The organism is Micromonospora sp. SCSIO 07396 (genome assembly GCF_053667945.1).
Map to the genome: position 1 here is coordinate 6,625,008 of NZ_CM132210.1, position 21,924 is coordinate 6,646,931.

The window sequence follows — 21,924 nt, forward strand, 5'->3', positions numbered from 1 at the left end:
GGTCGGGGTCGGCGTGGACCACCACGCCGGCCCCGACGTGTGTTCCCGGTGGCTCAGCGGGCCGGGGGCAACGCGTAGCCGACGTGGTCGCGGTACTCGATCGTCCAGCCGGCCGGAACGAGTCGGGCGCACTGGGTGCGGGGGCCGGTGCAGACGATCGCGTCGACCGACGTGGGGTCGGCCGGTGGCCGGTCCGGCAGCACCGACTGCAACGCCACCAGGTCGGGCGACCGACCGTCGTCGGCGCGCAGCAGCAACCACCAGGGGTACTCCCAGTTGTCGTTCTGCTGCACCAGGCCGATCCGTCGGGCGTCGCTGGCCCGTACCGCCGAGGCGGCCCAGCGGAACTCGTCGGCCCACTGCGGGCGGCGTAGGAACCGGGTGTCCCACTCGCCGGTGGTGACGACCGAACCCGCGCCGACCAGCCGGCGCGGGAAGCCGTAGGACAGGGCCAGCACGCCGGCCAGCGCGGAGGTGGCAAGCACGGTCACCGCCAGCCCGGCGGCCACCGACCGGCGGCCCGTCCCGGCCCGCCGCCGCAGCACCGCGTCGACCCAGAGCCCCGCCAGGGGTACGGCCAGCACCAGCGCGTACAGGAGCAGCCGGTTCCCCCACGGCTGCCACTTGATCATCGCGGTGTGTAGGACCACCGCGCCCACCACCACCCCCGCGTACGCCCGCAGGGCACCCGACCGGCCGGGGACGAGCCGGCGCGGGCGGGCCAGCGCGACGACCGCCCCGACCAGCGCCAGCGCCCCGGCCAGCGGGAAGGCCACCCGGTCCTCGTCGGGATACCAGGAGGGCACCGGAAAGACCTCCCGGCCGAACGTGATGGCCCGGTCCTGCGGGTCGACGCCGACCGCCCGGGAGCCGTCCATGATCGCCTCGGCGGTGCCGGCACGCAGCGGAGCCAACGGGGTGTCGAACGCGGTGTGCCCGATCCGCAGCGCGTTGACCAGCACGGCGGCCGGGTCGTGCCGTTCCATCGGGATGGACTCCCGCAACCGGGGCGGCCCCAGCGGGTGACCGAACTCGGCCGTCTCCCGGGCCAGGAACGGCCCCACCACCGTCGCCGCGACCAGCACCACCAGCAGCGAGCCGCCCACCGTCCGGGCCACCTGCCGGGCCCCGCTCGGTCCCGGCCGGTCCGTCGGGTCCGACCTGGACCGACCGAGCGCCCGGCCGGCCGGGTCGGCGGTGACCCCGTCGGGGCGGACGGCCAGCCGGAGCTGGGCCAGGCCCCAGAGCAGCAGCAGCGGCCCGACGGCGATCAGCCCGCTGGTCTTGGTCAGTGCGGTCAGGCCGGTGGCCGCGCCGAGCGCCAGCGCGTCGGTCAGCCCGGCCCGGCGGCGCAGGCCGTCCAGCACCAGGGTGGCGGCGCAGGCGGCCCAGGCGGCGGCGACCAGGTCGGTCTGGGTGCTGGTCGCCTGGAGGGCCACCATCGGCGTGGTGGCTAGCAGGAACGCGGTGAGCAGTTGGGCCCGCCGGCCCCCGCCGAGCTGGGCGGTGATCCGGGTGGCCACGAGCAGGCAACCGAGGCCGGCGGCCCACTGCACCAGGTTGTGCAGGGCGTCCCCGCCGGTGAACAGGCGCAGATGCAGCAGCAGGTACTCCGCGCCGGGCGGGATGGTCACCTGCCGGTGGATGGCGGTGGGCCAGAACTCCAGGCTGCCCTGGGCCACCCAGTGCTCCACCTTCGGCAGGTGGTACGTCTGCGAGTCGAAGTTGTTCGGCTCGGCCAGCAGCGCCACCACCAGTTCGGTCAGCACCACGGCGAGCACCGTGCCGGCGAGCAGCCGTTCGCCCCGGGTCGCCGTACGCCGGAGGTGGGTCAGCCGGTCCGCCCAGCCGGAAAGCAACGCCGCGACGCCGCCCCGGACGGTGGTCGGGGGTGCCACGGCATCGGCAGGCGGCTGCGGCCCGGACGTCGCGCTGCCGGTCCGCCGGTCCGCCGCAGGGCCGCCGACGGCCGCGCCGACCAGCACCGCCCGCCGGCTGCCCGCGACGGCGGCCGGGGTCGCGGCGGGGTCGCGTCGCCGGCCGACCGCCACCGCGACCCCCGCGACGAAGAGCACCCAGGCCAGGGCGAAGGCGGGCAGGGTGAGCGCGTCGAGGGCGCCCAGCACCTCCACGGTCAGCACGGCGAAGACACCGGTCAGCAGGGCGGCCCGGACCAGGCCGAGGCGGTGCGGGGCGACCACCCCGGCGGCCCGGGGGCGCAGGAGGGCGGTGAGTGACACGAGCGCGGCGACGGGGGCCGCCACGAGCATCCAGCCGGCTGCCGACATGGGCGGAAGTAAACACCATTCCGCGCAGTGACCGGGTGCCGGCCGGTCCGATGACGGGCACCAGCCGCTGTGGTGGCGACCCTCGCGCGGCTGACCTGCCAGGCTAGGCTAGGCCCGACTTACTGTCGCCACCGTGGAGATTCCCGTGAAGCTCTCGATCCTCATGCCGGTCTACAACGAGGAAGAACGCATCGCGGATGCCCTCAAGCAGGCATTGGCGGTCGATTATCCCTGCGAGATCGAGCTGGTCGTGGTGGACGACGGCAGCCGGGACGGCACCGGGGAGATCCTCGGCCGGGCGGACGACTCGCGGCTGCGGGTGATCACCCACCCCCGCAACGCGGGCAAGGGCGCGGCGATCAAGACGGCCGTGGACAGCGCCGAGGGTGAGTACATGGTCATCCTCGACGCCGACCTGGAGTACGACCCGCAGGACATCCCCCGGCTGCTCGCCCCGGTGCTCGACGGGCGGGCCACCGTGGTCTACGGCAACCGCACCTTCGGCAGCCACAGCGCCTACAGCTTCTGGTACGTGATGGGCAACAAGGGCGTCACGATGGCGGCGAACGTGCTGTTCAACTCCTACATCGGCGACCTGGAGACCTGTTTCAAGCTGATGCCTGTCGAGCTGTACCGGTCGCTGGGCGTCCGGTCCCGGGGCTTCGGGATGGAGGCGGAGGTGACCGGCAAGTTGCTGCGCCGGCGCATCCGCCCGTACGAGGTGCCGATCAGCTACCGGGCGCGCGGGCGCGAGGAGGGCAAGAAGATCACCTGGAAGGACGGGGTCGAGGCGATCTGGATCCTCGGCCGGGAGCGGACCCGCCGCCGGCCCGACCGCACGCCCCGCTGACCCGTCCTCCCGGTTCGCCCCCGGTCATCCCGCCCGGGTCAGGAACCTGCCGACCGCCCGGCGTAGTCCGGCCGGGTCGAGGCCGTGCCACCGGTCGTGGTCCCCGGCGGTGCCGTAGCGCCGCAGTTCCGCCCGACCCACGCCGAGGCTGAGCAGCCGGTGCGGTCGGTCGGCCAGCGCCTCGGCCACCACCCGCGTCGAGGTGCCGGCCAGGTAGGGCTCCACCACGACCACCTCACCGCCGGCCAGCGCCCGCAGCCCGGTCACGTCGAACGGCCGGGGCCGGTGCGTGTAGGCCACCGTCACCGGCAGGCCGGCCACCGCCGCGAGCGCGGCGTCGAGCACCGGACCGACCGCCACCAGCAGCGCCGCGCCGGCTCCGGCGTCGCGTACCACCTGCAACCCACCCGCCTTCGGGTACGCCCGCGCGTTGCTGCGCAGGGACAGCCGCAGGTAGGTCGAGTGCTGCCCGCAGACCGCGTCGTGCAGCAGCTCGGGTACCTCGTCGGGGTGGCCGGGCACGTGCACCGTCCAGCCGTCGAGGGTGTCGATCAGGGCGACGTCGGCCGGGGCGAGGTGGGTCCGGCCGGCCTCCGCCCGGTCGTACGACGCGCCGATGCTGACCAGCACCGCGCCGACCCCCTGGTGGTCGAGGTCCAGCTTGATCTGCTCGTACGCCCGCTCGACGAGGAACGGGGCGTAGCTGTGCACGATCGGGCGCTGCCCGGTCAGGGCGAGCCCACCGGCCACCCCGATCATCAACTGTTCCCGGATGCCCACGTTGACCACCCGGTCCGGATACCGTCGGCCCGCCTCGGTGAAGGCGTCGGCGGAGATGTCGGCCAGCACGATCGTGGTCCGGGGGTCGGCGAGGAACCCGGTGGCGCTGGCGACGAAGGTGTCCCGCATGGTCATTTCCCGCTCCCCGGGGTCGGTCCGTCGACGGCGACGACGACGTGCGGGCGGTGGCCGTCGTGGCCGGTGAGGGCGGCGTGCAGGGCGTCGTGGTCGTGCCCGTCGACGGTGGCGGCGGTCCAGCCGTTGACGGTGAACCGGCTGGCCACCCCACCCGGCCAGCCGTGACTGGCCGACGCGTTGTCGACCACGATCGCGGTGAGCCCGGCCAGGCCGGTCGCCCCGGCGTACGCGATCGCCTCGTGGTTGGAGCCCTCGTCGAGTTCGGCGTCGCCGAGCAGGACGTACACCCGGGGGGTGGTGCGGCCCTGGGCGCGCAGGCCGAGCGCGGTGCCCACGCCCAGTCCGAGGCCGTGGCCGAGCGAGCCGGAGCCGATCTCGACGCCGGGGACCAGGGTGCGGTCGGGGTGGCCGCCGAGGCGGCTGTCGGGTCCGCCCGCGTCGTCGAGCCAGTCGAGGGGGATGAACCCCTTGGCGGCGAGCACGGCGTAGTAGCCGGCCACGGCGTGCCCCTTGGAGAGCAGGAAGCGGTCCCGGTCCGGGTCGTCGACGGTGGCCGGGGTGACCCGCAGCACCCGGTCGTAGAGCACCCAGTGCACGTCGACGGTGGAGTACACGTTGGCGTCGTAGTGGCGTCCGGCGCGGAGGCGTTCCAGCGGCGCGACGACGGGGGCGGGCAGGGCGTGGCCCGGCAGGTGGGTTGCGGTCGGTGCGGTCATGTGGCTAGCGTGCAACTTGAAGTTAACTTCAACTCAAGGGCAGTGATGCACGAATCGCTCACCATCGGTCAGCTCTCCGCGCGTAGCGGGGTGGCCCAGTCGGCGCTGCGCTACTACGAACGCCTCGGGCTGATCCACGCCGAACGCACCGGCGGCAACCAGCGTCGCTACGCCCGCACCGAGCTGCGCCGGGTGGCGTTCATCCGGATCTCCCAGCAGGTCGGCATCTCACTCGACGAGATCCGCGCGGCGCTGGACTCGCTGCCCTCGTCCCGCGCCCCCAGCCCCGACGACTGGGCCGCCCTGTCCCGCACCTGGCGGGAACGGCTGGACGAACGGATCAAGCTGCTCGGCAAGCTCCGCGACGACCTGGACGGCTGCATCGGCTGCGGCTGCCTGTCGTTGCAGCGCTGCACCCTCTACAACCCGGGTGACACGCTGGCCGGCGAGGGCCCCGGCGCCCGCCTGGTGCTGCCCCGCCGCGACGGCCCGCGCCCGCCGGCCTGAGTGGCCCCGGGGCCTGCGCCCTTGCCGACGCCTGGTCGTCCGGCAGGCTCACCGGGGCACCCCGTGCCCCGGCCGGAGCCGTCACCCGGTGGTGAGCAGCACCTTGCCCACGTGGTCGCTCGACTCGACCAGCCGGTGCGCCTGCGCGGCGTCGCGCATCGGCAGCCGCCGGTCCACGATCGGCCGGATGGCGCCCGCCTCCACCAGCGGCCACACCTGCTCCCGCACACCCCGCACGATCTCCGCCTTGTCGGCCAGCGGGCGGGACCGCAGCGCGGTCGCCGTCACCGACGCCCGCTTCGCCAGCAGTGCGCCCAGGTCCAGCTCCGCCTTCCGGCCGCCCTGCATGCCGATCACCACCAGCCGGCCGCCGTCGGCCAGCGCCGCCACGTTCCGGCCAAGATAGGACGCGCCCATGATGTCGAGGATGACGTCCGCACCCCGCCCGTCGGTGACCCGCCGGACCTCCGCCACGAAATCCTGCTCGCGGTAGTCGACGGTGTGCGCGGCCCCCAACTCCCGCAGTCTGTCGTGCTTGGTCGACCGGGCGGTCGCCACCACCGTCGCGCCCAGCGCCGCGCCGAACTGCACCGCGAACGTGCCGATCCCGCTGCCGCCGCCGTGCACCAGCAGCGTCTCGCCCCTGCCCAGGTGGGCCACCCGGACCAGGTTCGACCAGACCGTGCAGGCCACCTCGGGCAGCGCGGCGGCGTCGACCGGGTCGACACCGGCCGGCACCGGCAGCAGTTGCCCGGCCGGCACGGCCACCCGCTCGGCGTACCCGCCGCCGGCCAGCAGCGCGCACACCGGCTGACCCACCGCCCACCCGGTCACCCCCGCGCCGAGCGCGCCGATCACCCCCGAACACTCCAACCCGGGGTACGCGGGCACGCCCGGCGGCGGCGGATACTGCCCCTGCCGCTGGAGCAGGTCGGCCCGGTTCACCGCGCTGGCGGTCACCTCGACTACCACCTCACCCGGGCCGGGCTCCGGGTCGGGCACCTCCGCCCAGACGAGCGCGTCGGGTCCACCGGGTTCCGGGATCGTGATCGCGTGCATGGCCCAGTCTTACCCGATCCGGGCCGGGAACCACGCCCGTCTGTCGACAAGCGCCATGTGGGCAGGTCCGGCCGGCAATATCCACCGGCCGTCGTCCCGGGCGGTCCACCGCTCGCCCACGACGGCCGGAAATTCGGCCACAGTGGACCGTCCGGGTGAGGTCATGCTGGTCATGGCAGGGATCAAGGACCCTCTTCCGGTACGCCGGACTGCGCCCGACGGCGATGGGCCGGCTCGTCCGGACGCGGTTCGTGGCAGACTAGGCACGGGCCGCACACCCCCGGGTGGCGGTTCGGGAGGGTTCGCCTAGTGGCCGATGGCGCTGGTCTTGAAAACCGGTAAGGCAGCGATGTCTTCGTGGGTTCGAATCCCACACCCTCCGCTCCCTGGACAGCACAAACGCCCTGAACAGCTCAGATACCAGTCATGGGGGGGCGGCTCCCGGTTCCGTGCCACCGAGACTCACCGCCCCGTGTCACTCCTTCTGGTCCTGGGGGAAGGGCCCCGCCTGGTCGTCGCCGGGAACATCGATCCCGGACCGTAACGAACAGCAACGCCGCGGGTCTGTTCTGATGTCCGGGTGAGCAGATCTCGCTCGACCAGATCCTTGAGGATGTCGCGGGCGGCATAGACGTCCACGTCGAACAAGCGCTGCACAGTCCTGTTGTTGATCTCGCCGTAGTCCCGCATGTGCTCGATCACTTTTCGGTCCACCTCGTCGCTGCTTCGCCCGTGATAGGCCACGGCATTTCCGAGACGGGAGAGGGCGTCGGCCGTCAACCGGTAGGTCGGTTGGGTGCGGTTCGCTGTTCCCCTGGTTGGCTCTAACAGCATCGAAGGATGGTTCGACAACCGTCGCAGGGCGGCTTGGGCCTCCGTCTCCGACCGTTGGATGATCGGGGCGAGTTGCTTCGCACCGATGGTGCGCTTGGTGCAGAGTAGGAGGACGATCAACAGGGCGTCCGTGTCCTCCTGTTCGTCCGGAGGGAGGGTGGCCAGGAACTTGGTGATCCGGGTGTTGGGTGCCTGTCCTCGGAAAAGGACGACGACTTGATCGTTTTCGTCGGTGATGAGCGGCGTGTCGCGCCCCGAACGGATCATCTCTCGGTACATCCGGTCGACTCCCTGGCCAACTTCTTCCGCCAAACCCAAGAGCCGGAAAGCGGCAGCCAGTGCGGGATGGCGGGCGCGCGAGCCCTTGGTCAGGATGTTGTCGACTGTTATACCGGCCACCAGTGGGCCCGGAGACGTCACCTTCAGATATTGCGTCGAATGCTCGATTGACACCGGCAGCCGGGTGCGCCAGTCGCCATGAATGAGCGCATTGGCGACGGCTTCCCGGACCGCCGTCATCGGATAGTCCTCAATCTGAAGCTGCTGCCCGTCCGGCAGAGTGACAGGCGTGATCCCTTGGCGGGCCCGGATGGCTTGGAGGAGCTCGTCGAAGGCAAGAACGAGTGGAGTGCCCAGACGCATGATCGCGTCAGGTTCGCCGGACTGGGTTTTCCGGTGTTGGTACACCAGTCCATCCGGCGGAACCGACGAGGCCGCTGCGCATAGGAGAAGTTCGCCGGTGCGGGTCAGATAACCGTCGTCGCCCACCGCCTTCAGCGCGCGCAGTAGATCATGGTCCGACAGTCGGGCATAAGATTGGCGTCGGGAATCGACGGAATTGGTAAGAAGCCGCCTGCACTGCCTGAGCGCCAAGGGGTCCACGTCATCCAGGGGACGGGTGCTGGAGGCTGCGGACCAGTCGATCCCCCGGCGTTCTTCGGAAAGACGGGTGACCTCTGCGGGGCGCATGGGCAGGCACTCGTCGTTGACTCTGTGGTAGGTGTACCCACGAACGGTGGAGTAGACCTCAATCCCCTCAGGCACCCGGATTGCCAGGAGGCGGCTGTCGGCGAAGTGGATGACGTCAATCTCGACGAGCAGCCCCGGGGTTGTCAGGTGATAGATGCGCTGACGTAGCGTCTGCTCGTCCAGTTCGCATCCGACGAACGCTCGCCGTCCGCCGGGTGTATCGGCGACCCCGACGACGATCGTCCCGCCCGAGGCGTTCGCGAAGCACACGGCAGCCTCGGACAGGTCAACCCACGCCTCCTTGAGGTTGGGCTTTGCCACCTTGAAGTCGAGAACACTGCTCTCCCGCTTTCCCGCTGCGGCTCCCGCGAGGATGGCCTCAAGATCCGGTAGTACGTCGTGGAACATCCTTTGCGGCTCCTTTGGGGGAAGTGACAAAAGCAGACTAGCCCCAAAGTCGACGCAAAGGGCGGTAGCGCGCTCCCCACAAGCCGGATTCGTCAGCTGGGTCAACTGGGTGGTCAGGGGGCGGGGCTGAGGTGGGCGGCGAGGATGCGCCAGCCGTACCCGTCGTCGTAGGCCCAGGTGCGGGTGTAGCGCAACCGCGCTGCGAACGGTGCACCCTCGAAGGTGCCGCTGACCCGTCCCCGGAAGAACGTCACCCCGGTCGTGCCGGCCACGACCAGCTCCAACTCCTCCTCCACCAGCTCGTCGAGCACCGAGGTGCCACTGCGGTGGGCGGCCAGGTCGTCGGACTTGCCGAAGGTACGACCGTCCGGCCCGACGGCGATCAGGCGGTCGTCGAGCAGGGCGTCGAGCGCGGCCACGTCGCCGGCCCGCTGGGCGGCCTGGAGGCGGCGCTCCGCCTCCAACAGTTCCGCCTCACGTTCGGTGTCCTGCATGTGCCCTCCCGGTCGTCCGCCGCGTCCCCTCATTCTGGCGGCCCGACGCTGCGTGGTGCTTCCGGTTCGTCGTGCCGGCCCGGCGGGGTAAGAAGGGGCAGAGGAAAACGCGCACACCGGAAGGACCTTCCCGATGACCCTGGAACGACCGATCGCCCCGGACCCGTACGAGCTGCTGCCGACCGTTCCGTCGTTCGACCTGACCAGCGACGACGTGCACAACGGCGAGCCGATGGAGGCCCGGTACGCGCACGGCAGCACCGGTGGCGAGAACGTCTCCCCGCACCTGGCCTGGTCGGGCTTCCCGGCCGAGACGAAGAGTTTCGTGGTGACCTGCTTCGACCCGGACGCCCCGACCGGCAGCGGCTTCTGGCACTGGGTGCTGGTCGACGTGCCCGCCTCAACGACCAGCCTGCCGACCGGCGTGCGGGAGGCGGACCTGGGCGGGGCGTTCAGCGTCCGCAACGACTACGGCGACACCGGCTACGGCGGCGCGGCCCCGCCGCCGGGCGACCGCCCGCACCGGTACGTCTTCGCCGTGCACGCGGTCGACGTCGACACGCTCGGCGTCGGGCCGGACGCCAGCCCCGCGTACGTCGGCTTCAACCTGGCGTTCCACACCCTGGCGCGGGCGGTCATCAGGCCGACGTACCAGATCAAGGAGTGAACGGTGGTCCGCCGGTCCCGCGTGGGCGGGACCGGCGGGCGTGCGGGGCCCTCAGCCGGGCACCCGGGCGACGGCGAAGACGGACTGACCGAACGGGGGCCGGACGAGCTGCTCGGCGGCCTTGGTGGCGGGCAGGACGAGGGTGTCGTACACCTTGACCATCGGGCCCTCCTTCGGCATCAGCCGGAAGACCTTGGTGGCCATGAAGTAGCCGATCAGGCCGAGCGCGTTGGCGTAGTGCATCGTCTCGACCCGCAGCCCGGCCGCGGTCATCGCGTCGCCGAGGGTCTTCTTGGTGTAGCGGCGCACGTGGCCGGTGGCGATGTCGGCGGGGCCCATCGCGAACTGGAACGCCGGCACGATGATGATCACCGCCCCGCCGGGCCGGACCAGGTCGCGCATGCTGCGCAGCGCGCCCACGTGGTCCTCGATGTGCTCCAGCACGTTGTACGACACGGCCGCGCTGTAGTCGCCGCCGCCAGGGTGCGGCAGCAGCATCTCGCGGACCTCGATGGTCGGCTCGTCGACCAGCCGCTCCTTGAGCAGGACGAGCCGGTCCGGGTCGGCCTCGGTGGCGGTGAAGCGGGGAACGTGTTTGGCCCATTCCAGGGCGTAGTCGCCCAGGCCGCTGCCGATTTCGATGGGGTCGTCACCGAGGTGGGGCACCGCCAGCTCGACGAACCACCGACGGTGGTTGACCGCGGTGGCCAGACCCTCCAGCACCTCTGCCTGGACGCGCTGATCCCCAAGGATTTCTACCATGCGTCGATTCCTCACGATATGACTGACCCGCGCCTGGACCGACAGAGTGAATCATCCGCAGCAGGGGCGGAGGAAACAGGGCACTGTGAGGGCCGAAATGTGGTCGGGGGAGGGCACGTGATCGGCGGTCGGCGAACCCGGCACATAGTACGGCAGTACCCGAAACATGTCACGTGACGGCCATAGGCCAACTACGCTCTGAATTGTTATGACTACTCCCGAATCGGAGCGCGGGACCGGTCGATCCGACGTCGGGGACGCCTTGTCGACGCCGGCCCGACGGGTCGTCCGGCGGCGCTGGCGGCGGGTGCTCCCGGCAGGCCGTTCACCGCGTGCCGGGCCGTCGGTGCCGGCCCGTCCGTCGGCCGCCGGGTGGCGGTGGGACGCGTTGGCCGTGGTCAGCTACCTGATGCTGGCGTTCTGGGTGACCGCCAGGCTCTGGCGTGACCCGGCGGCCGGGGTACGCGACAACCGGTCGGACCAGGCGCAGTTCGAGTGGATGATGGCGCACGGCGCGCGGGTGGTCACGGAATGGAGCTATCCGTTCGCCTCGGACCGGATGAACGTGCCCGACGGCGTCAACCTGATGGCGAATACCTCGGTATTATCCGTCTCAATCCCGATGACCCCGGTCACTGTCCTGTTCGGGCCGCACTGGTCATTTCTTGTTTTTCTCACCCTGGGAATGGCGGCCACCGGCACCGCCTGGTACTTCTTCCTGTCCCGGGTGGTCACCCGCTCCCGGGGGCCGGCGTGGCTCGGCGCGGCCTTCTGCGCGTACGCCCCGGCGATGGTGTCGCACGCCAACGCCCACCCGAACATCGTCTCCCAGTTCGTGGTGCCGCTCATCATCTGGCGCACCCTGCGGCTGGCCGAGCCGGGCCGGTGGCTGCGCAACGGACTCCTGCTCGGCCTGCTGATCGTCTGGCAGGCCTTCCTCAACCTGGAGATCCTGCTGATGACCGCGATCGGCCTGGCCGTGGTGGTCGGTGCCCTCGCCATCGGCCGGCCGCCGCTGCGCGCGGCGATCCGCCCGTTCCTCGCCGGGCTCGGCGTGGCCGCGCTGCTGTCCGTCGTGCTGCTCGCCTACCCGCTGTACGTGCAGCTCTTCGGGCCGGGTTCCTACCACGGCCTGTCCCGGCTGATCCGGGGGTACCGCACCGACCTCGGCGCGTTCGTCGGCTGGTCGCGGGAGTCGCTGGCCGGGGACGCCCGGTCCGCCGACCCGCTGGCCCGCAACCCCACCGAGGAGAACGCCTTCTTCGGCTGGCCGCTGGCCGTCCTGACCGTCGCCCTGGTCTGGTGGTTGCGGCGCAGCGCCTTGGTGGTCGGCCTGGCCGTCCTCGGTCTGCTCTTCGCCGTCCTGTCGTTGGGTCGGGAGGTGCAGCTCAACGGGCGCGACACCGGCGTACCCGCCCCCTGGGCGCTGCTGGAGGACCTGCCGCTGCTGCACTCCGTGGTGCCCACCCGCTGGTCGCTGGCGATCACCCCGATCGTCGGGGTGCTGCTGGCCCTCGGTGCCCAGCGGGCCCGGGATCTCGCCCGCCGGCACCAGGGGGCCCGGCAACAGATCCGCTTCGCCACGACGACCGTCCTGCTGATGGCCCTGCTGCCGCTGCTGCCGACCCCGCTGCCGGCGACCCGGCTCGACCCGGTGCCGCAGTTCGTCACCGGCGGCGGGTGGCGGCCGTACGTGGCGGGAGGGCGCAGCGTGGTGACCCTGCCGCTGCCCGACAACACCTACGCCGATCCGTTGCGCTGGTCGGCCCGGACCGGGCTGGAGATGCCGCTGGCCCGGGGCTACTTCCTGGCCCCCGACACCCGGCCGTGGTCGCCCGAACCGGACGTCGCCCTGTTCACCGCCCCCTACCGGCGGACCAGCAACTTCTTCGCCGAAATCGCGCGGACCGGCACCGTCGGGCCGATCACCGCCGCCGACCGGCGGTCCGCCGTGACCGACCTGCGCTACTGGCGGGCCGGCGTGGTGATCCTCGGCCCGCACCGGCACGCCGACGCGTTGCGCCGGGCGATGACCGCGCTGACCGGCATCACCCCCGTCCGGACCGGCGGGGTGTGGCGGTGGGACGTCCGGCCGCTCACCGGGTGAGCCCGGGTCAGGCCGTGCGGACGCAGCAGCCCTGGCAGACCTTCGGGCTGGGCAGGGTGAACGCCAGGCAGCAGGTGCGCCGCTGCACGGTCGGCTCACCGCCCCGGCCGGGCACCAGCTCGACCAGGTCGGCCAGGCCGAGGGTGCCGAGCAGGGTGTCGATGGTGGTCACCGACGGGCCGGGCAGGGCGTCGCTCGCGCGCAGGATGCCGTGCGCGATCCCCGAGGCCACCGAGCCGAGCAGGGTACGCGCACCCACCCGTACCTCCGCCTGGATCGCGGTGACCATCGGGGCGAGGTGGGCGTCGAGCAGCGAGGCGCGCAGGAGGCCGAGCAGTTCGGCCTCGTCGGCGGCGACCCGGACGCCGGGCTGGCCGGTGAGGGCGAGCGGGTCACCGGGCAGCACCGCGACGGTCGTCGAGCGGTGCAGGCCCATGGTGAGCAGTTGCCGGTGGTCCTCGAAGTGGATCAGCACGTCGGCCGGGTCGAGCAGCGGCACCCGGCGGGCCGAGGCCCAGCCGAGCACCACCGGCAGCGCCGTCCAGTAGCTGTAGGACTTCCAGGCCAGCGCGGCGCAGGCGTGCGGGGTGCCACCCCAGCGGCGGGCGGCGGCGCGCAGGAACTCGGGCATCCGGGTGCCGTCGACGAGTGTGGTGGCCGGGCTCCAGCCGATCTCGTCGGTGACCACCAGGCCGGGCGCGAGGCCGGGCAGCACGTCGGTGCCGAACATGGCGCGCAGGGTGGCGGTGACCGGGGCGAGTCGGCCGGCGAGATCCTGGCCGGGCAACACCGCCGTCATCCGTACCCCTCCCGTCCCGCTCGGCCCGCCACGGGTGGTGGCGGTTAATAAGGCTAGCCTAACCATGCTCGGGGCTTCGAGGGAAGACTCTGCGGAGGCGGATCGGGAGGCCGGGATCACCATGTCCGTCCCGTCGGTGCGGATCGGCCCGGTTCGGCTACTACCCGGCCGAACGCGGGGAAAACGCGGGCGATGTCAAGGCATATGTCGGCAACGTGCCAGTTCGCTACAGGGCGACGGGAAGAACGTGAAGACTTGTCATCCCGGCTGCGCTGCGTGAGGAAGCTGATGACGACCTCTCCCCTGGAGCGGGCCGCCGATTCGTTCGCGGCGGAACTCGCCCGGCACCGGACGGGGCGAGGGCTGACCAAGAAACAGCTCGCCACGATGATGGGCTTCGACCCGTCGTACGTGAGTCACGTCGAGGGGCGACGACACCGGCCCACCGAGGACTTCGCCCGCCGCGCCGAAGCCGTCCTCGACGCCGGCGGCGTCATCTGGCAGCGGTTCCGCGAGTACGACCAGCTCCGCCAGACCCGGGCCACCCCCGGCCCCCGCGAACCCGCACCCCCCGGCCGCTGGCTCCCCCCGGGCACCGGGCTCGTCGTCGAACGGGAGACCGCCACCCTCACCCTGGTCGACGGCACCTACCGGTGCGTGATCCGCCGTCGGCTGCACAACGCCGGCACCGAACCGGTCACCCGGTATCTCGTCCGGGTCGCCGTCGACAGGTGGCCCGACGACCCCGGACGCTCCAACCGGCACCACCGCGAACACCCGCTCACCTTCGCCGAGCTGCGCTTCCGGGCCGTCCACCACGACGACGGCGCCCGCGAACCGATGCACTGGCGGGTCCGTCACGACCGGGACGCGTACAAGGAGATCTGGCTGCTGTTCGAGAACGCCGACGGGCGGTTCCCGCTGCACCCCGGCGAACGTGCCGAGGTCGAGTACGCCTACCGGGTCGGCCGGGTCAAGTGGGGCCCCTGGTTCCAGCGGGCCGTCCGCCTGCCCACCCGGCACCTGGCCGTACGGCTGGACCTCCCGGCGGCCCTCGACCCCCGGGTGTGGGGGGTGGAGACCTCGCTCTCCGCCGACGAGGGACCGCTGCGCACCCCGGTCCGCCGCCACGACCGGGGCGACCGGATCGTCTTCGACTGGTCCACCGACGACCCGCCGCTCAACACCCGGTTCCGCCTCCAGTGGCGGTTCCGGCAGGAAGCCGTCGAGTCGCCCCCCGTGCCGGCCCGCCCGGCCGACCGGATGCGCGCCCTCGGCGTGCTGCCCCCCGACGCCACCCCGCCCGGCCGACCCGCCCGCCCGCTGCACCTGCCCCGGGAGGCCGCCGCCGCCCGCGAGGTGGCCGACCGGCTCACCGACGTGCTGACCCGGGCCGAGGAGGTGCACCCGCTCAGCGCCGGCACCGGCCTCGCCGCACCGCAGCTCGGCCTGGACGTCGCGGTCGCCGTGGTCCGCCCCGCCGACCGGTCCGCCCCACCGGTCGTCCTGGTCAACCCCCGGGTGGTCGGCGAGAGCCCGGAAACCGTCGAACAGTACGAAGGCTGCCTCGCCGCCGCCGACCACCGTGGCCTGGTGCCCCGCCCGCTACGCATCGACGTCGAACACGCCCGCGCGGACGGCAGCCGGATGATCACCTCGTTCGCGTACGGGATGGCCCGGTTGGTCGCCCACGAGATCGACCACCTCGACGGCCGCTCCTGGACCGACCGGATGGCCCCCGGCATGCCGCTGGTCCCGGTCGAGGAGTACCGCGAGAGCAACGTCTGAACCCTGCCCCGGACGCGGTCCGGGCGGGCACGGAGGGGACCGGGGCGCGTGCCCCAGGGGGCGGGGGCACGCGCCCCGGTGCGGGGGGAGTAAAGCTCTACAGGTTGCCGAACGTGTCGTACCGGATGTGCTGCGGCGGGACGTCGTCCTCGGCGAGCGCCCGCAACGTCGCCCGGACCATCGCGGCGGAACCGGAGACGTAACAGTCGTGCGACGTCCACGGGCCGTACCGGGCCACCACGTCAGGGACGTCCCCCTGCTCACCGTCGAAGTCCGGGTCGTCACTGCACGACGGGGTCACCGACAGCCACGGGTGCGCGGCGACCAGCTCGTCCAGACCGGCCAGGCCGTACAACTCGTCGGCGTGCCGGGCACCGTAGAAGACGTGCACCCAGCGGGCCCGGTTCCAGCCCGCCAACTCCTCCACCATCGCCTTCACCGGCGCCAGGCCCACCCCGCCGGCCACGCAGAGGATGTCCCGCCCGGAATCCCGGTCCACCGTCATCGACCCCATCGGGGCGGCCACCCGCAGCAGGTCACCCGGCTTGGTGCGGCGCACCAACGCCCCCGAGACCCAGCCCGCGCCGACCGGCGTACGGACGTGGAACTCCAACACGTTGTCGTCGTTCGGTGCGTTCGCCACCGAGTACGTCCGCCACACCCGGGGCAGGTGCCGGGGCACCTCGACGCTGACGTACTGGCCGGCCTTCCAGACCAGCGGGTGCTGCAGGGCGCGGACGGTCAGCACGGCGGTGTCGCTGCCGTACCGCTCGTGGGTGAGCACCTCCGCGTGCCAGTACGGCGGGTTCTCGTCCGACTCCGCCCCGGCCAGCATCGTCGCCGTGATCGCCGCGTACGCGTCCCGCCACGCCTGGTCGTACTCCAGGTTCCAGCCGTCACCGGCGGTGGTACGCAGCGCGTCGAGCAGCGCCACCCCCATCGTCGCGTAGTGCGCGGCGTCGACGTGGTACTTACGGTGGTCCCGACCCAACGAGCGCAGGTACTCGTCGAAGCTCTCCGGGTCGTCCATCACCTGGCTGGCGGTGACGATCGCGTCCAGGATCCGGTCGCCCTGACCGGTCATCTCCGCCGGGAACAGCCGGCGCAGCTCCGGATCGAGCAGGAACAGTCGGGCGTAGAAGCGACCGCTCAGCCGGTCCCGGTCCTCCTCGACCAGGGTCCAACTCTCCTTCAGCAGCCGAGCGAAGTTGTCCACGGGGGGCGGTCCTCCTCCTGACGGCGGATCGGGCCCCGATAGAATGTCCACGGAGCGTATACACCGGTCGCACAGAATGTGCGATCGGCTCATCTGGGCCCACCGGCCGGTGCGATCGGGCCACCCCGTCGGGCAGAGTGGTGCGGTGACCGTTGAGCAGCACACCCGCCCGGCGTCCAGGCGGGTCCTCGGCACCGAGACCCTGCTGGTCCTCGGGCTGTCACTCGGGCAGTCGGCCGTCTACGCCGTGGTGTCGCTGACCGCGAAACTGACCGCCGACGGGCCGCTGTCGAAGCAGACCGCCTCGCTCAACACCTCACAGTCCGCCCGCCCCTGGCTCGACCTGACGTACCAGCTGCTCGGCATCGTCTTCGCGCTGCTGCCGGTGCTGCTCGCCGTACACCTGCTGGCGCGCGACCCCGGCGACCCGGCGCGGACCCTCGGGGTGGACCTGCGACGGCCCGGGTCCGACCTGGCCCGGGGCGCCGGGCTCGCCGCGCTGATCGGCCTGCCCGGCCTGGCCCTGTTCTGGGCGGCGGCGCAGCTCGGCGTCAACGCCACCCTGGTCCCTGCCGGCCTGCCCCCGTTGTGGTGGGCGGTGCCGGTGCTGGTCCTCGCCGCCGTGCAGAACGCCGTGCTGGAAGAGGTGATCGTGGTCGGCTACCTGGTCACCCGGCTGCGCCAACTCCAGTGGCGGCTCGGCGCGGTCATCGCGACCAGCGCGCTGCTGCGCGGCTCCTACCACCTCTACCAGGGCTTCGGCGCGTTCGTCGGCAACGCCGTGATGGGCGTGGTGTTCAGCCTGTTCTACCTGCGCACCCGGCGGGTGATGCCGCTGATCGTGGCGCACACCCTGCTCGACGTGGTCGCCTTCGTCGGCTACTCGCTACTGCCGAAGGACTGGTTCGACTGGCTCTGACCGCCGCTGCGTTGCTGCTCGCCGCTGCGTTGCTGCTCGCCGCCGCTCGGCGGGCGGCCTAGCCGCCGCTCCGGGCGGGCCGGTAGCTCGCCACCGCGCGGGCGGCCAGCAGGTCGGTCGCCGCCGCGTCACCCGCCGCCGTCGCCAGCACCGCCGCCCCCGGCAGCAGCCGGGCCGCCAGCCGGAGCGCGGCCCAGCCGCCGGCCTGCGCGGCCAACGGCGCCGCCAACCGCCACGCGGCCTCCGCCGCACGCGGCCATGGCCCGTCGCCGGGCCCGTCCGCCGCCCGCGCCGCGTCCAGTGCGGCACGGGCACTGTCCGCGTCCGGGTGCACCCGGGTCAGCACCAGCAACTCCACCGCCCGCTCCGGGTCGGCCGGGTCCCGGCCGTACGCCGCCGCCACGTGCAGCACCAGCGCCGACTGCGTCCAGAGCACCGCCGCCAGTTCGGCCAGCGGCGCGAACAGCCCGGCCACCGCCGCCGTCGCCCCACCCACCCCGGCCCACCTGACGAACCGCCGGGTGGCCAGCCGGGCCAGCCCGTCCGGGTCGGCATCCGGGTACGCCGCGCGCAGCCCGCGCACCCACTCCCGGGCCTGCGGTCCGATCCCCTCGACTGTCGCCAGGGCCAGCAACTCCGGCGCGAACCCCGGATGGGCCAGCAGCCGGGACCGGATCACCGCCAGTTCCAGACGCCCCGTCGCCGCGCCGCCAGGGTCCGCCGTCGCCGTCGCCGTCGCCGGCACGGCGGAGGCGCCGGTGGCGGTGGTCGGGGTGCCGACGGGGTCCGGCCCGGCGGGCGGACGCTGCCGGGCGGTCACCCGTCGCCTCGCGGGCGGGGTGGGTTCCGTGGTCGGTTCGGAAGCGGGTTGCGGTGCCGCCTTCTTCGGTGGGGTCGCCCTCGTGCGGGGTGCGGGCCGGCCGGTGGTGGCCGGGGTGGCCTCCGCCGGCGTCGCCTTCCGCGCGGCCCGTTTCCGTGGCGGTGTGCCCGGTTCTGTCGCTTCTGCGCCCGGCTCTGCCGGTGTGGCTGGTTCCGGGGGTGTGCTCGCGGTGGCGGGGCCGGCGGCCTCATCCGCTGGCAGTTGCCCCCGGGGTGCTTCGATGGCGCTGCCGGCGGCCGCGCCGCCCGTGCGGGTGCGGGCGGTGCGTCGCACGGCCGGTGTCGTGGGGCGTGCCGGTGCGCCGGCGGCGTCGGGTGTCGCGGTGGCGGCGTCGGGTGCCGCTGCATCGTCCGCGAGGGGCGGCGTCGGTGCCGTCGGCGGGTCGTCCGCCGCGCCGGTCGGTTCCGCTGCCGCACGGCGCGGTCGGGCGGGAGCCGCCGGTGGTGGTACGGGCGACTCGGCAGCAGGCGGTTGGAACAGCACGGCCGGTGCCGCCTTCGTCGGTCGGGTGCGTTTCGGTCGGGTCGTCGAGTCTTCGGCGGAGGGCTGCTGCTGCCGGGGCGGCGCGGGTGGCGGTGTGAAGGTGGCCTCCGGCGAGCGGCGACGCGCCCGGTCGCTGGCGGGGCGGCGGGGCGGGTCGCTCGGCGGCTGCTCCTGCATGGAAAAGGAGCGTAGCCGCGAACGTGACCTCGCACACGCGGGAATACTCCACGCCGGGCGGGCTGGCGGTGCCCCCGGCGCGGCCCCCACCAGGGGTTGCCGCCCGTGGGGATAGTCGCTTTGCCCCGGGTGGGGGCGGGCCTGTATCCTCGTCCGCGGTGGTCCGCAGGGTCACCGAGGAGACTTCGCCTAGTCTGGTCTATGGCGCCGCACTGCTAATGCGGTTGGGGTCTTAAAGCCCCTCCCGGGTTCGAATCCCGGAGTCTCCGCGCAAAACCGGTTGTGTAGACTGGTCGAGCACCGGGCGCCCGTAGCTCAATGGATAGAGCATCTGACTACGGATCAGAAGGTTAGGGGTTCGAGTCCCTTCGGGCGCACAAGATCATGAGGGGTCTGACCTGCCGAAATGGCGGTCAGGCCCCTTTGCTTTTCTGTCCCTTGTGGTCGGTTGGGTGCTCGGTGGGTGCTCGTGCGACGAGCATCCCTCACGTCCGGCCCGGTCCGGCGGTGTTCCCTCCGGTCCGGAGGCGTTTGATCATGGTTGATCGGGTCGGTCCGCTTGTGCGGGTGGTGGGTTGCGGGCTTCCTGGATAGCGGGGTTTCGCGGCGTGCTCTGTCTGTTTGGCTGGGGTGTCCGGTGGTATTGCGGTGAGTTAGTGTCGGTTTGCCGTTGGTTATGGCAGTGGTGGCCGATGCTTCGATGTCGCTGGAGGGGTTTTCCTCGTGGATCCGCAGCAGCTCAGGGATGTGAAACGGTCGCTGGGTGGTGCGTTGGCGCGGTGGCGTCGGGCGCGTGGGTTGACGCAGGATGATGTGGCGCGGCGGGTGCACAGCACGCGGAGCACGGTGGCGAACGTGGAGTGCGGTCGTCAGGTAGTCGACCGGGTTTTCTGGGCGCAGTGTGAGTCGCTGCTCGCGGCCGGCGGTGAGTTGATCTCCGGTTACGACGACTACCGGTCCCTTGAGGTCCAGTTCCGGCGGGACAAGGCCGAGGCGGCCCGCCAGGCCCGATGGGCAGGGGTGCTCGATCCTGCGACTCTCGCCGAGACGGCTTCACCCCGGGGGTTCCGGGATCATGGAGAGGCGCTGCTGGCGGAGCTTCGCGGGCCGACGGGCGGTGAGCGGACGGAGGGCGACATGCGACGTCGGATCGTGCTGCAGCACGCGTTGATCGCTCTGTCCGCAGGGGTGGCGGGGCCGGCTCTGGATTCGATCCGCGCCGGGCTAGCGTCACAAGCGCCGGGGCAGGAGCCGGCTGATGTCGACGTCGCGGAATGGGAAGAGGTCGCCGAGGAGTACGGGCGCGGCTACTACAGCATGACGCCGGTGTCGCTGATGCTCCATCTGGCCGCCGACCTGGCGGATCTTCAGCAGACGATCGAAGCAAGCCGGGATAGCCGCCGCGCGGACCTGTCGCGGGCGGGCGCGCGACTGGCGGCGATCATGGCGATGTCTCTGGTCAAGACGGGTCAGTTCCAGACCGCGCGCAGGTGGTGGCGTACCAGCCGGGCGGCCGCCGACGCCTCTGGTGACCCGGCTGTGCGGGTGTGGGTGCGTAGCCAGGACGCCGTCCACGCCCTGTACCAGCACCGCTCGACGCGGGCGGCGATGGATCGGGCCGGTGAGGCGGTGGCGATCAGCGGTGGGCGTGCTTACCCGGGCACGGCCGAAGCACTCGGCGCTTGCGCCCAGGCCAGCGCCCTGGCCGGTGACGCAGCGGGCGCCCAAGGCTATATCGATCTGCTCACCGACGTGTTCGACAAGCTGCCTGACAAAGTGACCGCCGACACCGGGAACATCTATCACTGGCCGCAGCGGCGGCTGTGGCACACCGCCAGCTACGTCCACAGCCACCTCGGTCGTTCCCTAGACGCGCAGCGGGCGCAGGAACAGGCGCTGTCGTCGACACCCGATTGGGCGCCAGCCGCCCGCGCGCAGGTGCACCTGCATTCCGCGATGTGCCTGATCCGAGACGGCCACCTCGACGACGGCGCCAACCACGCACGACAGGCCATCACTGCCCTACCCGAATCCCGGCGAACCACCCTCGTTGTCCACCTCGCACGCGCGGCGCTGGACGCGGTACCCCACAGCGAACAGCGTCGACCGGCGGTCACGGACCTCCGCGAGCTGATCACCGCCTGCGGACCGGTGCCCCGGTGACCGGACACGACGGCATCCGGCTACACCGCTGGGAGGGTGCTGACGTCGACCGGTTCATCGCCGAGATGAGCGACCTCTACGAGACGGTGTACGCCGAACCGCCCTACAACGGCAGCCCCCTGTTCACCCGGGACCGGTTCCAGCAACGCACCGATCGCCAGAAGCAGACGCCAGGATTCACCCTCGTCACCGCCCACACGGGCCATGTCCTGGTGGGCTTCGCCTTCGGTCTGCCGTTCGGCGAGGGCAAGTGGTGGGGTGGCACCAGCACACCGCAACCCCCCGCCGAGGTAGTCGCTGGGACCAAGTTCGCCGTCATCGAACTCGTCGTCCACCCCGATTGGCGCGGCCATGGACTCGGCCGCACCCTACTCGACAACCTCTTGGACCAACGGCCGGAACGCTACGCCATCCTTCTAGCCGAGCCCACCGCCCCAGCCCGACAGATCTACCACCGATGGGGCTGGCAGCAACTCGGCGACGTACAACCCGCCACGGACGCCCCCCACCTCAACGCACTCGTCCGCCCCCTCAAGTCCGAAGCACCCTGACGCTTCACTGCTCCCACATTATGACGAACGGTCCATTTTCTTAGTTGATCGTTCTGTCTGAACGTGAGGAGGGGTGCGCAGCCGCCGTGGATCGTCTCGGACGACCTGTGGGCCGAGGTCGAACCGTTGCTGCCACCCCGCCAGCCTCGCCGGTACCGCTACCCCGGGCGGAAGCCCCTGGACGACAGCAAGGTGCTCTGCGGGATTCTGTTAACAGCGACAGCTGTCTCCAGCAGCCCGTCAACGCCCAGATCATCGAGGATGCTATCGCCGGCTCCCGCGCCTTCCTCTCCAGCGCGTTCGGCAGTGTGCCCCGCTGACGGGCGCGCCGCCGCGCGGGCTCGGTCCACAATGGCGTAACGTGTCGGT

18 protein-coding genes and 3 tRNA genes are annotated in these 21,924 nt (G+C 72.0%); 11 read left to right on the forward strand and 10 right to left on the reverse strand.

Translation table 11 applies throughout. The annotated features are described in order from the left end of the window. Positions 1–53: 53 nt before the first annotated feature. Positions 54–2,288 carry a phospholipid carrier-dependent glycosyltransferase gene (locus tag ACWCHM_RS29340; RefSeq protein ID WP_454220621.1) on the reverse strand — a complete coding sequence of 745 codons (2,235 nt, stop codon included), beginning with the start codon at positions 2,286–2,288 and terminating at the stop codon, positions 54–56. 145 nt (positions 2,289–2,433) lie between these two features. On the opposite strand from ACWCHM_RS29340, the gene ACWCHM_RS29345 reads away from it, so the two are divergent. After that, entirely contained in the window at positions 2,434–3,138 is a 705-nt protein-coding gene (locus ACWCHM_RS29345; protein ID WP_204958912.1) for a glycosyltransferase family 2 protein, read from the forward strand. A gap of 24 nt (positions 3,139–3,162) precedes the next feature. Here ACWCHM_RS29345 and ACWCHM_RS29350 read toward each other — a convergent pair whose 3' ends face one another. Together ACWCHM_RS29350 and ACWCHM_RS29355 are read right to left on the reverse strand one after the other, a co-directional pair. Then, the gene (locus tag ACWCHM_RS29350; RefSeq protein ID WP_454223206.1) at positions 3,163–4,047 is read right to left on the reverse strand and encodes a transketolase family protein; all 885 of its coding nucleotides are present in this window, start codon (positions 4,045–4,047) and stop codon (positions 3,163–3,165) included. A gap of 2 nt (positions 4,048–4,049) precedes the next feature. Next, complete coding sequence (locus tag ACWCHM_RS29355; protein ID WP_454220622.1) at positions 4,050–4,772, reverse strand: transketolase; 723 nt, start codon at positions 4,770–4,772, stop codon at positions 4,050–4,052. Positions 4,773–4,817: 45 nt separating this feature from the next. Between ACWCHM_RS29355 and soxR the strand changes: the two genes are divergently transcribed. Beyond that, entirely contained in the window at positions 4,818–5,279 is a 462-nt protein-coding gene (soxR, locus tag ACWCHM_RS29360) for a redox-sensitive transcriptional activator SoxR (protein WP_145923118.1), read from the forward strand. 81 nt (positions 5,280–5,360) lie between these two features. On the opposite strand, the gene ACWCHM_RS29365 is transcribed toward soxR, so the two are convergent. After that, complete coding sequence (locus tag ACWCHM_RS29365; protein ID WP_454220623.1) at positions 5,361–6,338, reverse strand: NAD(P)H-quinone oxidoreductase; 978 nt, start codon at positions 6,336–6,338, stop codon at positions 5,361–5,363. Positions 6,339–6,633: 295 nt separating this feature from the next. Between ACWCHM_RS29365 and ACWCHM_RS29370 the strand changes: the two genes are divergently transcribed. Then, positions 6,634–6,720: transfer RNA gene (locus ACWCHM_RS29370), tRNA-Ser, on the forward strand. An 80-nt stretch (positions 6,721–6,800) separates the two neighbouring features. Here ACWCHM_RS29370 and ACWCHM_RS29375 read toward each other — a convergent pair. Together ACWCHM_RS29375 and ACWCHM_RS29380 are read right to left on the reverse strand one after the other, a co-directional pair. Beyond that, positions 6,801–8,549 (reverse strand): RNA-binding domain-containing protein, encoded by a 1,749-nt coding sequence (locus tag ACWCHM_RS29375; RefSeq protein WP_454220624.1) that lies wholly within the window; start codon positions 8,547–8,549, stop codon positions 6,801–6,803. A 113-nt stretch (positions 8,550–8,662) separates the two neighbouring features. Continuing rightward, complete coding sequence (locus ACWCHM_RS29380) at positions 8,663–9,043, reverse strand: nuclear transport factor 2 family protein (RefSeq protein ID WP_281901816.1); 381 nt, start codon at positions 9,041–9,043, stop codon at positions 8,663–8,665. A 133-nt stretch (positions 9,044–9,176) separates the two neighbouring features. Between ACWCHM_RS29380 and ACWCHM_RS29385 the strand changes: the two genes are divergently transcribed. Then, positions 9,177–9,710: a YbhB/YbcL family Raf kinase inhibitor-like protein gene (locus ACWCHM_RS29385; protein ID WP_204958254.1), complete on the forward strand. Its 534-nt coding sequence runs from the start codon at positions 9,177–9,179 to the stop codon at positions 9,708–9,710. A 51-nt stretch (positions 9,711–9,761) separates the two neighbouring features. On the opposite strand, the gene ACWCHM_RS29390 is transcribed toward ACWCHM_RS29385, so the two are convergent. After that, positions 9,762–10,472: a class I SAM-dependent methyltransferase gene (locus tag ACWCHM_RS29390; protein WP_204958253.1), complete on the reverse strand. Its 711-nt coding sequence runs from the start codon at positions 10,470–10,472 to the stop codon at positions 9,762–9,764. Between the two features lie 409 nt (positions 10,473–10,881). Here ACWCHM_RS29390 and ACWCHM_RS29395 point away from each other — a divergent pair, with 409 nt between their 5' ends. Beyond that, positions 10,882–12,579, forward strand: coding sequence for a hypothetical protein (locus tag ACWCHM_RS29395; RefSeq protein WP_454223208.1), 1,698 nt, complete (start codon positions 10,882–10,884; stop codon positions 12,577–12,579). Positions 12,580–12,586: 7 nt separating this feature from the next. Here the strand turns inward: ACWCHM_RS29395 and ACWCHM_RS29400 are convergent, their stop codons facing one another. Continuing rightward, complete coding sequence (locus tag ACWCHM_RS29400) at positions 12,587–13,366, reverse strand: hypothetical protein (protein WP_204958908.1); 780 nt, start codon at positions 13,364–13,366, stop codon at positions 12,587–12,589. 300 nt (positions 13,367–13,666) lie between these two features. Between ACWCHM_RS29400 and ACWCHM_RS29405 the strand changes: the two genes are divergently transcribed. Beyond that, positions 13,667–15,166 carry a peptide deformylase gene (locus ACWCHM_RS29405; protein ID WP_281901819.1) on the forward strand — a complete coding sequence of 500 codons (1,500 nt, stop codon included), beginning with the start codon at positions 13,667–13,669 and terminating at the stop codon, positions 15,164–15,166. 97 nt (positions 15,167–15,263) lie between these two features. On the opposite strand, the gene ACWCHM_RS29410 is transcribed toward ACWCHM_RS29405, so the two are convergent. Next, on the reverse strand, positions 15,264–16,382 hold the full coding sequence (locus tag ACWCHM_RS29410) for a globin domain-containing protein (protein WP_454220626.1): 1,119 nt from the start codon (positions 16,380–16,382) through the stop codon (positions 15,264–15,266). A gap of 145 nt (positions 16,383–16,527) precedes the next feature. On the opposite strand from ACWCHM_RS29410, the gene ACWCHM_RS29415 reads away from it, so the two are divergent. Then, on the forward strand, positions 16,528–17,301 hold the full coding sequence (locus ACWCHM_RS29415; protein WP_281901823.1) for a CPBP family intramembrane glutamic endopeptidase: 774 nt from the start codon (positions 16,528–16,530) through the stop codon (positions 17,299–17,301). Positions 17,302–17,359: 58 nt separating this feature from the next. On the opposite strand, the gene ACWCHM_RS29420 is transcribed toward ACWCHM_RS29415, so the two are convergent. Beyond that, positions 17,360–18,121: a hypothetical protein gene (locus ACWCHM_RS29420; RefSeq protein WP_454220628.1), complete on the reverse strand. Its 762-nt coding sequence runs from the start codon at positions 18,119–18,121 to the stop codon at positions 17,360–17,362. 898 nt (positions 18,122–19,019) lie between these two features. Between ACWCHM_RS29420 and ACWCHM_RS29425 the strand changes: the two genes are divergently transcribed. The 4 genes from ACWCHM_RS29425 to ACWCHM_RS29440 all read left to right on the forward strand — a co-directional run bounded on the left by ACWCHM_RS29425 (position 19,020) and on the right by ACWCHM_RS29440 (position 21,555). Further along, positions 19,020–19,110 (forward strand) — tRNA-Ser (locus ACWCHM_RS29425). A 35-nt stretch (positions 19,111–19,145) separates the two neighbouring features. Continuing rightward, positions 19,146–19,218, forward strand: a tRNA-Arg gene (locus ACWCHM_RS29430). Positions 19,219–19,564: 346 nt separating this feature from the next. Next, complete coding sequence (locus tag ACWCHM_RS29435; protein WP_454220629.1) at positions 19,565–21,004, forward strand: helix-turn-helix domain-containing protein; 1,440 nt, start codon at positions 19,565–19,567, stop codon at positions 21,002–21,004. Further along, complete coding sequence (locus ACWCHM_RS29440; RefSeq protein WP_454220631.1) at positions 21,001–21,555, forward strand: GNAT family N-acetyltransferase; 555 nt, start codon at positions 21,001–21,003, stop codon at positions 21,553–21,555. The genes ACWCHM_RS29435 and ACWCHM_RS29440 overlap by 4 nt, the downstream gene beginning before the upstream one ends. The last annotated feature ends 369 nt before the right edge of the window (positions 21,556–21,924 follow it).